Source organism: Rothia sp. HMSC065G12 (genome assembly GCF_001811455.1).
Lineage (GTDB): Bacteria > Actinomycetota > Actinomycetes > Actinomycetales > Micrococcaceae > Rothia > Rothia dentocariosa.
This window is the reverse complement of sequence record NZ_KV804814.1, coordinates 182,712-192,901: the sequence shown is the minus strand read 5'-3', so window position 1 is coordinate 192,901 and position 10,190 is coordinate 182,712. Positions and strand designations below refer to the sequence as shown.

Sequence of the window (10,190 nt, the reverse complement as noted above, 5' to 3'; positions counted from 1 at the left end):
CGGTGGGTATTCCGGCGATGCATTGGAAGGGGTATGATCCGTCTCCGATGATTTTTCCTGTGGTGGTGGTGACGATAACCGGGGTGGCGGTGTCGGTGTTGGTGAAGCGTGTGTTGGGGTGGAAGGTTTCGGGGTGGGTGTATGTTGTGTTGTTGGTGGTGAGTGTGGTGGGTGTGTTGTGGGTGTGGGGTTATCCGGTGGTGTTGTTGGTGGCTCCGTGGTGGGCTGGTTATGTTGTGGGTGCACCGTGGGTGTCTGAGGTTGAGGATGTTATGCGTCGTGGTATGGCTCGTGCACAGAGGCTGCACAGTAGGTAGGATTTTAGCAGTTTATAGTTTCAGATAGTTTGGGGTCTTATCGGCAGATGGGGTTGGGGCACCCTGGCGTTGTTCATCCTTCGCCTAGTTGGAAGCCGTTGGCTTTGAATTCTACGGTGAATGCTGGTTCGGTGGCTGTATCTGATGGAGCGACTTTGGTAGCGTCGCGCAGGGGAGAAAACTCCCGCAAGTCGCAAGATATCTAATGAGTCCTAGAACCTATTTTGAACTACCTTTCTCACCGGACTCGTCATTTTCGCCGTCAGAACGTTCACTTGTGCCGTCGTCCGCAGAACCGGTGCCCGCATCCTTTTCGCGGGATCGGCGCTGACGGTCGGCTTTCGTCTTGAGCCAGCGCAGGTACTCTTCATCGTCGTCGGGTGAAGATGTTGCCGGTGGCGGTGTTCCACGCCGAGAACCCGTGAACCCGCTGCCCTGCTGCGTTTTAGGGGCTCGCACGGCGCGCGGGCGACCCAGCAGAAGCCACAGGAGAGGTCCCACGACGGGGAAGAAGATCACCGCAATAATCCATAGCCATTTGGGGAAGGTACGCATCTGGTCCTGATGCGTGCGCAGCGCATCCAAGAGAGTATATAGAGTTAGCCCCACCACCAGGGCGAAAGCACCAATAATCATCATGGCTCGAATCATAGTCTCTAGTGTTACACACTCTGAGCATAACCAACAATGAAAACTGTCAAATAATCTGTGACGTTCCCGGCGTGCCGCATCTCGTTTGCTTGGGGGCTTATTGCAACCCCGATACACTGGATGTTATGAACTTGTTCAAGTACACACTGCTGCGGCTCGGCCTCGTCGTAGTACTCTTTTACCTTTTTATGCTGATAGATGCGGGTATTTTTATTGCTGGTCCCGCCGCTATTCTATGCGCCTTCGCCCTGGCGTATATTTTCTTCCCCAAACTTCACGCGGCTGCCAGCGCGGATATGCGTAAAATTTTCAAACGCGCCCCCGCCATTAAAAACAAAGATGAAGCAGAGAACCGCACGCTCGAAGATCAGCTCGTCGATGAGCATAAGAAGGTTTCGGGCGAAGACTTCTAAGATATTCTCCCATCAGCGCTAAATCTGCCTCCATAGAACAAAGATGCGGCACCCCAGCCCCAAACCACCCGGCGGTGGCAGGGGCGCGGGATGCCGCATCTTATGTGTATCAGGTGGCGAGCAGGTCGTTTTCGATCCGAGCAGGTAATATTTTCCTACCTACTCGACCAAAAACTACCTGCTCGCGGCAACTCTTAGTCTTGAGCTGCCTTCTGATAGATGTCCCAGACGGGGCGGTCGAAGATCGCACCCGAGACGGACGTATTGTTATTGGTTGCGAACGAGGTTACGCTCTGGACCTTACCCAGGCCGGTCGCATTATTGTAGTCGGCAAGCCACGGGCCACCTGAGGATCCGCCCGCGAATTCGCATCCCGAAAGCGTGGGGAAGTAGTAGGGGGTAATGCGGATCGTGTGGGTGTTCCCCCAGCAGGCGTGCATAACCCTACCAGACTCTTTGTTGCCGGGGTATGCGAAGACGGTGCTCTCGAAGATGGGGCTGCGATCCACGTTCAAACCGTGCCCACCTACCATATTCACGAGGAGCTGACCCTTCTCGTTGGTGTTGGTCTTGATGAAAGCAACGTCGTGCTTGTAGCTGTCGCCGGTACCGCCTGTGGGCTGACCGTACTGAACCCAGTCGTTGGCAACACGCAGGTACTGTGCGCTAAAGGTGCCGTGTGGGCGCACACCCCGGTTGTAGCCGGGAACAAACACGATGTTGCGGTGCCAGGTCTTATTCTTACCACCGTGCACGCAGTGACCGGCGGTTACCACGGTACGCTTGGTGGGAGTGTTGATCGCCGCACCGGAGCATACATAGTTTTTACCGTCACTGGCATCGGTGTAGAAAATCTTGCCGTTGGTGTGCGAGAAGTTCGTTACCTTGGATGCACCCTGAAGCTGCACACCATTGCGTGCGTTCTTCTGTTCGGGCAGAACGGGGTCTACAGACTCAGCGGTGGTTTCAGGCTCGTCAGCTTCCTGAGTGAGAGTCTGCGGGGTGTATTCCTCACCGGACTCGTTGGTTTCCTCCTGAGAAACGACCTCGGGATTCTGCTCTTCAGTCTCCATCTGAGAGACGGCATTGTTGATCTCCTGCTGGGGATCCTCTACGTTATCTGCAGGAATAGCGTTTTCCATACGCTCGGTCGTCCAATAGGTAATGACTCGCGGGTCTCCCTCGGGAATAGCCCCCGGGTTCTCGCCTTCCTGACCTGCCACAACCGATGCCTGGGGATCGGCGTTAAGAACGTCGTCGCTGAGAGGTGCTACTGCGGAAGCGGAATCGTCGCTTCTCTCAGAGACGGTGTGGGTGTACGATGCGGATTCGTTAGGGGTAGAGACCGCATTCGCGGGGATAAAACTTGTCGATACAAGCAAAGATGCTGCAAGAAAAAAGGGTGCACGCTGCACGGCACCCTGAAGTGAATGGCGCACGAAGGTGTCCTTTCAGGTGGGTAGAGTGGTGATTCAAGAGTCGCTATGTAATTGAGTGAATGATATGTCAACACTTGAAATTATTATTAATGTAAATAAAGATTTTTTCAAATGTCAATATGACATGCAGAAAAAGGTGAATTATGTCATCAAAACTCACGATGTGAGAACATATGAGATCCGTCCGCAGCATCCCACATTCCCTGTGGGTATAAAAAGGATCTTTATGTGAATAAAGTTTTAGAGAACTTGCTTTATTCACATAAAGAGCCTTTTTGGTATGGGGGAGATGCTGGTAGGATGCCGGGAATACGTGGTAAAAACAGAGTTCAGGGGGTTTTCGGCAAAGTGGTGCGTATTCTTAATACCCTGTGAAAACCTCAACGGTATTACTCAATAGATTTAATCCATGTAGCCATACTGAAATAGCAACTAAAATACTATAGATTAGTGCCACAATTCCCGCTTGTTTGAGTACGGGTATAAGCGCCGGTCCCTGTTTAAACAAAACCGTTACGCAAGAATGAACAGTCGGTCCCAGAAGAATAAAAGTTACCAAAAACCAAGGATTATGCGGAACCACAAAAGCCCCTAAAAGAAGTGCTATCAGCATTTCAGCACAATAGGCGATGCGCGCTCGCCAATCCCCAAGCCGCACTGCCAGCGTGAGCTTACCGGATTCACGGTCGGTCGGGATATCACGCACATTATTTGCCATAAGCAGGGCGCAGGAAATAAGTCCGATAGCTATCGCGGACACCCACCCGGTCACCGTCAGCTCATGAGACTGCGTGTAGAGGGTACCTAAGGTGGCGACCAGTCCGAAATAGACAAACACGAAAATATCGCCCAAACCCATATAACCGTAGGGGTGCTTACCACCGGTATACCCCCAAGCGGCGAAGACTGCGGAGGCGCCAATCGCCAAGAACCACCACTGATTTGCCAACGCCACCAGAATCAAACCGGAACACATAGCTAGACCAAAGCACAAAAACGCGGCGTATTTGACAGATTTCGCGCTTGCCGCGCCGGAACCGACGAGGCGCATCGGGCCAACCCTGCCCTCATCGGTGCCTTTGATACCGTCAGAATAATCGTTTGCGTAATTCACCCCAACCTGTAGAAAAAACGCCACCAAAAACGCTAAAAACGCATACCAGGGCTTGAAAGCATCAATCTCGTACGCTGCGGCTGATCCGGCGATGATAGGGGCGAGGGCAAGCGGTAGGGTACGCAGGCGTGCGCCTTCAATCCACTCTGCGGGTGTTGCCACGGTGATCCCTCCGGTAGCGAGCGTGCGAAAACTGATTCTTGGCGGGGTCTTTAGCCCCTCGTATTTGTGTATTCTCTGTACAGCATACTGTATATAGCCCGCAGGTCGGGTTTGCCTGTGCTTGCGGTCGGAAAATCGGCGAATATCCTCAGAAATTTGGGGGCACCCGCCGCACCTAGCTTGTCGGTGCAGAACTCACGCAGCATATCGCATGTAGCCTGAGAGGCATCGGGTGCACTCTGCGCCCCGGATGCGCCCCGCAGCGTGATCGCGGCAGCCACCGCCGAGCCCCAGCGCGCATCGGGAATGCCCATGACCGCAGCTTCACGCACCGCCGGATGGCTTTCAAGAACGGCGGCAACTGCCCGAGCGGAAACCTTGACCCCTCCGGTAATAATTACATCATCGGAGCGCCCCACAATGTTCAGCATCGGGGCGCCCTCGTTCTCTGGCGCATTCGGGGCAGAGGGGGTGAGCGAACCGTAATCGTCGGTGCGGTACCACCGGCACCCGTCGGCATCAACGAAGAAATGGGATGCGGTGCGTGCGCTATCGCCCATATACCCGCTGGCAAGGTGCTCGCCGCCAAGCCAAACGCGCCCGATGTTAGGGGCGCCCTCTGCCGAAGTGCCGCCCCGACCGGCAGCCGCAGCGTCACCCGCCACAAAATTGTCTAATAAACCCGCGTCCTCGGGAACTACACGCAGCCGCACTCCGGGCAGCGCTACCCCCGAATAGACACACCCACCAGCGGTTTCTGCACTTCCATAGGTGGTGACTACGTTCAGTCCAAGCTCTCGTGCTGCCGCCAACAGGGATGCGCTCGCCGGGGCACCGCCAAGCAGGATGCCGGTGAACTGACCAAGCGCATCGTAAATCTCTGACCCCAGTGTGGGGTTGGCTTCGGTGGCTTCTAGGAGCTTATGCACTTGTGTGGGCACGAGGGAGACGAACCGGCGGGCGCAGCTGAGCCGCTCGGCGGCGTTCAGAAAGACCTCGGGTGTAAAACTAACCCCGTCGGTGATCGATGCGGCAACTACCGGCGTCGTTCCGGCGAGCACCGCCCGGGCGAGAACCTGGGCTCCCGCCACATAGTGCGCGGGCAGGGCGAGAAGCCATTGCGCAGGAACCTCAGAAGCAGCCCTCTGCGGCTTAGCTGAACCGGTCGAAGGGTAATCCGCAAAAAACCTCTCGGTCGCCCGAGCGGATGCCCTCAGCGCCCGCACGCTTAACGTCGTCTGTTTGGGTGCACCCGTGGACCCGGAGGTGCCCACCACGAGCGCAATAGACTCCGGGTCTTGTGTTTGCCCGCGCGGGTCTTGATGATCGCGAGCATTGTTCAGTAAGTCCCCGGTGAGAGAGCGCTCGAAGGCGCGCAGAATCTCCTGCGGTTCGGCGGGCGCATCGGCGCTGAGGATGACCGCGTGCGGATGCAGCGCATCCTTGTGCGGGGCAGGAAGCGGCGTGAGTGAACCGGGGAATGTGCTTATCGCGGTGTCTACCTCGCCGCTATCCGCCCGGGACTTACGGGGATTGCGGGGGCCTTCCGGCACAACAGAACGGTTATTCTGCAACGCGTAAAACCCTAGAAGTAGTAGGGATAGTTCGACCAGTCGGGGTCACGCTTCTGCAGGAACGCATCGCGCCCCTCCACAGCCTCGTCGGTCATATACGCCATGCGGGTTGCTTCGCCTGCGAAAACCTGCTGCCCGAGCATACCGTCATCGGGCAGATTGAAGGCGTACTTGAGCATGCGAATAGCCTGCGGAGACTGCCGGGCAATATGAGCCGCATATTCCAGGCCCTTATTTTCCAGTTCTGCGTGGGGCACCACATCATTAACGGCACCCATCTCGTACATGCGCTGTGCATCGTACTCTTTGGCGAGGAAGAATATTTCGCGCGCAAACTTCTGCCCAACCTGCCGCGCCAAAAGCGCCGAACCGTAGCCCGCGTCGAAAGAGCCGACAGTCGCATCGGTCTGCTTAAACTTGCCGTACTCTTCGGAAGCAATGGTCAAGTCCGCGACCACGTGCAGGGAATGCCCGCCGCCCGCAGCCCACCCGGAGACCAGAGCGATCACGACCTTGGGCATGGTACGAATCAGGCGCTGCACCTCCAGAATATGCAACCGCCCAGCACGTGCAGGGTCAATAGATTCGGCGGTGTCGCCGCTGGCGTAGTGGTAGCCGTCGCGCCCGCGGATGCGCTGGTCGCCGCCCGAGCAGAACGCCCACCCGCCATCTTTGGGGGAGGGGCCGTTCCCTGTTAGAAGTACAGTGCCTACATCCGAGGTCATGCGGGCATGATCGAGCGCCCGGTAGAGTTCGTCCACAGTATGCGGGCGGAAGGCGTTACGCACCTCGGGCCGGTTAAAAGCAATGCGTACGGTCGGCAAGTCGCGCAGGATTTCGCCCGTCTCGTCGCGCTGCACCTGGCGGTGGTAGGTGATGTCGGTAAAATCCTCAAACCCTTCAACGATGCGCCAGTGCTGCGGGTTGAAAATATCGGAAACCTGGGGAGGGAACGTAACAGTCATGCCCCCTATTTTACGCAGTATGAACCCGCCCATGCTCCGGACCCAAGAGGATACTTCCGTTACCCTTGAGCGATAAGCCGCGAAGCAGATGTAAAGCGTACACACACTTTTCCGATAAAACCCGTTGATTCCTTGAAGAAATATTGCAGGCCTGGGCACCATATTCAAGGGTTTTGTCGTGTGTTTAAGCGATATCGTGGCAAACACGACGAAACATGTCACGTTCATATTCCTTGCGCATCCACTCCTGCTATAAGATGCTGGAAGAGCCTATTTATGCCCGCCCAGCCACCAAGGACAGAAGAATATGTCAGAGTACACGTCGCGAACTTCTGCAACACCCGATGATTCCCTCATCCACCTTCATGCAATGCGGCATGAACGGTATGCTGCGGCGACCGCGCTTTTAGGGGAGAGCGGATTTGCCACGCGCGTGGGAGGGTTTAACGCTCTGGTGCGTCTTGCCGATGAGTGGCTTGCGGATGAGCGCACCCCCGAAGAACAGCGCCTTGCCGAGGCACAGGTTATTATCGATACATTTTGCGCGTGCATCTATGCCCCATTCCTGCCCGCCTCCAGGCATAAAGACTACATGCGGCTGGACCGAGAACCAAAGAAACGCTGGGACTCCCAGAAAAAAGCACGATTCCGCGCCGAACAAGCCGAATTTCGTGCTGAGGCGCGGTTCCGCCAAACCGTTCTCGATACCATTCACCTGCGGGTTATGCCCCGCTACGAGGCATCGGGACCGTGGAGCCGCCTCTCCTTCGATTTTTCGGGCAGCGTGTTCTTCTATCCGGTTAGCTTTGGGCGCTCGCAATGGGAGGGGCGTCTGAACCTGCGCGGGTGTACCTACTATGCGGAAGCAGATTTTTCGGGTTCCACCTACACCTGGTATTTAGATTGCAGCAATTCCGCTTACTACACAGAGGCCGATTTCAGCGCTTCGACTTACAACGGAGGGGTTAACGCGAGCTTCTGCAACTACCGCGGGAACGTCGATTTCAGCGAGTCCGTGTACCGTGCCAACGCCAGCCTGAGTTACAACGTGTACTGGGGTGAGGCTGCCCTGAACGACAGTATTTATGAGGGGCACGCTGATCTTGCCTGCTGCACCTACGTGGGTCACGCAAGCCTGGGGAACTGCGATTACAGGCGCGGCGCAGACCTATTCTTGAGCACCTACGCGACCTTCGCCGATCTTGACCGGTGCACCTATGGCGGGCGGGCGAACCTGAGCAAGAGCGTCTATTACGGTCGGGCATGGTTCTGGCATTCGACCTATTTGCAGGAGGCCACGTTCGGGGATTCTATCTATAACGATTCCGTCGATTTCTCCGATTCGCATTTTGCCGGCCCCGTCAATCTTGAGGATTCGGCGTATCTCGACACCACGAACTTTCAGAACACGATTTTTGAGGAGGACAGCCCCTCTTTCGCCCGGAGCGTGTATGTTCCCGAGAATAACGAGCACACGGGGTACAACTATGGGGTGGTGCGCGTGCTGACGCTGGACGAATTGCAGCACCTTGACCAGCTGCGAGAGCCACGCTACGAGATTGAGCAAGAACTCTTTAACGTTGATGATGCTACGGATGCGAAAACGTACCGCATCTTGCGCAGAGCCTTGCTGGAGGCTAGCCATCCGATCCAGAAATGGTGCCAGGAACTGATGGCGGGCACGCTCTAAAAGCCGTGTGAATTAGTCCCTAGACAGAGGTTAGAGTTGAAAATATTAAAAATTTGCCCCGATCCGTAATGCGCGGATCGGGGCAAATCTGTGAGCAGAAGTTCAGACCTTAGCCAGCCTTAGCGAGCTCTGCAGCCTTATCGAACTCTTGTTCAATTTCCTCGTTCTTCTCGTAGGTTGCAAGCGAGACCACGACGGTCACCAGGAAGGCTAGGAAGAACCCGGGGATCATCTCGTAAACATCGATCGTTTCGGTGAGGTTGAAGACCTGGCGCCAGAAGAAGGTGACGACAGCACCCACGACCATGCCCGAGACTGCGCCCGGTAGGGTGAGCTTGCGCCAGTACAGCGAGAGGATCACGATTGGGCCGAAGGCCGAACCAAAGCCTGCCCATGCGAACTCCACGAGCGAGAGAATCGAGTTGTTCTTATCGAGCGCCATGAGAGTCGCGATGACCGCCACAATCGCTACGCCCGCACGTCCAAGCCAGAGTGACTGGTTTGAGCTGAGCTTCTTCTTCACAAAGACACCGTAAAGATCTTCCACGAGAGCCGAGGAGCAGACCACTAGCTGCGAGGATAGCGTGGACATAATAGCCGCGAGAACGGCAGCCAGAATCATGCCGGCGATAAAGGGGTGGAAGAGAATCTGCGCGAGATCCAGGAAGACTGTCTCCGCACTTTCCTTATCGGTGAGAGAAACTTCGGGGTGGGTTGCAAAGTAGGCTACGCCCACGAACGCCGTGCTGATGGAGCCTACCACGGTCAGTACCATCCAGCTCATGCCGATGCGACGCCCGGCTTTCGCATCTTCGGGAGTGCGCAGGGCCATGAAACGCACGATAATATGCGGCTGTCCGAAATAGCCTAGGCCCCAGGCGAGCGCCGAAGCGATGCCGATAAACGTAGTTCCCGCGAAAAGTCCCAGGGCGTCGGGGCGAACGTTGGCGACGGCATCCGTGACGTGGTCGAGTCCGCCCATATTGGTAATAGCCACGATCGGCACAGCAATCAACGCGGCGAGCATCAGAAGACCCTGCACCATATCGGTGTAGGAGGCACCCATGAACCCGCCGAAGAAGGTGTAGAACATGGTGATACCGGCGACGAGAAGCATACCGGTGAGGTAGTTCTGGTGGAAGGAAGACTCGAAGAATTTACCGCCAGCAACCATGCCGGAGGAGACGTAGAAGGTGAAGAAGACGAGGATAATGATGCCTGCAAAAATACGCAGAATATTGTACTTATCGTGCAGTCGGTTGCTGAGGAACACAGGGACGGTAACGGCATCGCCAGCGACTTCGGTGTAGGTACGCAGACGGGGTGCAATATATTTCCAGTTGACCCATGCGCCGATTGTCAGACCGATAGCAATCCATGATTTGGAAAGACCGGCTAAATAAACAGCGCCGGGCAAACCCATCAGGAGCCAGCCGGACATATCTGCGGCGCCTGCCGAGAGAGCCGCGACGGTGGGGGAGAGCTGTCGTCCTCCAAGCACATAGTCGTCAAGGTCGTTATTTTTACTGTTTGCCCACAGACCAATCACAATCATGGCGATAAAGTAAATCGCCAGTGCGATGACTTGGAACGTACCGTCGGTCATCTCTCATTCCTATCTAGTGGTTGGGATTCCGTCACGTAACTATCTGTGTAATTATGCGCAACTCTATGACTTTATGAGTGGCTTGGGATACAGTCTAACCTCTCGGAATGGATTTACCAACTCGTAATGCATTCAGCGTGTTTGCATACTACTGAATATATATTCACATCAAACGAGGTATGCCGTGGTAAAGCGTGGTTTTATGTGGGAAATTTTGACGAAACGACCCCGAAAATTCGCGGCTCTTGAGGTTGCTTTG

General features: G+C 55.6%; 8 protein-coding genes and 1 pseudogene. 3 read left to right on the top strand and 6 right to left on the bottom strand.

Translation table 11 applies throughout. The annotated features are described in order from the left end of the window. Positions 1-317 (top strand): annotated as a pseudogene (locus HMPREF2804_RS05135) (parapinopsin); the annotation flags it as partial. A gap of 219 nt (positions 318-536) precedes the next feature. Here the strand turns inward: HMPREF2804_RS05135 and HMPREF2804_RS05130 are convergent. Further along, complete coding sequence (locus tag HMPREF2804_RS05130; RefSeq protein WP_070627561.1) at positions 537-968, bottom strand: PLD nuclease N-terminal domain-containing protein; 432 nt, start codon at positions 966-968, stop codon at positions 537-539. Positions 969-1,093: 125 nt separating this feature from the next. Between HMPREF2804_RS05130 and HMPREF2804_RS05125 the strand changes: the two genes are divergently transcribed. After that, complete coding sequence (locus HMPREF2804_RS05125; RefSeq protein ID WP_070627559.1) at positions 1,094-1,381, top strand: DUF4229 domain-containing protein; 288 nt, start codon at positions 1,094-1,096, stop codon at positions 1,379-1,381. 194 nt (positions 1,382-1,575) lie between these two features. Here the strand turns inward: HMPREF2804_RS05125 and HMPREF2804_RS05120 are convergent, their stop codons facing one another. From HMPREF2804_RS05120 to HMPREF2804_RS05105, 4 genes are all read right to left on the bottom strand, one after another. Beyond that, positions 1,576-2,820, bottom strand: coding sequence for a trypsin-like serine peptidase (locus HMPREF2804_RS05120; protein WP_239664693.1), 1,245 nt, complete (start codon positions 2,818-2,820; stop codon positions 1,576-1,578). Positions 2,821-3,181: 361 nt separating this feature from the next. Further along, entirely contained in the window at positions 3,182-4,096 is a 915-nt protein-coding gene (locus HMPREF2804_RS05115) for a 1,4-dihydroxy-2-naphthoate polyprenyltransferase (RefSeq protein WP_048754350.1), read from the bottom strand. A gap of 50 nt (positions 4,097-4,146) precedes the next feature. Then, a complete protein-coding gene (locus HMPREF2804_RS05110; protein ID WP_246824164.1) occupies positions 4,147-5,649 on the bottom strand; it encodes an AMP-binding protein in 1,503 nt (500 codons plus the stop codon). 32 nt (positions 5,650-5,681) lie between these two features. Then, positions 5,682-6,635 carry a 1,4-dihydroxy-2-naphthoyl-CoA synthase gene (locus HMPREF2804_RS05105; protein ID WP_070450967.1) on the bottom strand — a complete coding sequence of 318 codons (954 nt, stop codon included), beginning with the start codon at positions 6,633-6,635 and terminating at the stop codon, positions 5,682-5,684. A gap of 307 nt (positions 6,636-6,942) precedes the next feature. On the opposite strand from HMPREF2804_RS05105, the gene HMPREF2804_RS05100 reads away from it, so the two are divergent. Then, a complete protein-coding gene (locus tag HMPREF2804_RS05100; protein ID WP_246824162.1) occupies positions 6,943-8,325 on the top strand; it encodes a hypothetical protein in 1,383 nt (460 codons plus the stop codon). A gap of 109 nt (positions 8,326-8,434) precedes the next feature. Here the strand turns inward: HMPREF2804_RS05100 and putP are convergent, their stop codons facing one another. Continuing rightward, on the bottom strand, positions 8,435-9,931 hold the full coding sequence (putP, locus tag HMPREF2804_RS05095; RefSeq protein WP_070536522.1) for a sodium/proline symporter PutP: 1,497 nt from the start codon (positions 9,929-9,931) through the stop codon (positions 8,435-8,437). Between the last annotated feature and the right edge of the window lie 259 nt (positions 9,932-10,190).

Excerpts from the sequence above, each read along its gene's own strand:
- HMPREF2804_RS05100 (WP_246824162.1), top strand. The coding sequence starts at position 6,943 with ATGTCAGAGTACACGTCGCGAACTTCTGCAACACCCGATGATTCCCTC.
- HMPREF2804_RS05125 (WP_070627559.1), top strand. The coding sequence starts at position 1,094 with ATGAACTTGTTCAAGTACACACTGCTGCGGCTCGGCCTCGTCGTAGTA.
- HMPREF2804_RS05130 (WP_070627561.1), bottom strand. The coding sequence starts at position 968 with ATGATTCGAGCCATGATGATTATTGGTGCTTTCGCCCTGGTGGTGGGG.
- HMPREF2804_RS05105 (WP_070450967.1), bottom strand. The coding sequence starts at position 6,635 with ATGACTGTTACGTTCCCTCCCCAGGTTTCCGATATTTTCAACCCGCAG.
- putP (WP_070536522.1), bottom strand. The coding sequence starts at position 9,931 with ATGACCGACGGTACGTTCCAAGTCATCGCACTGGCGATTTACTTTATC.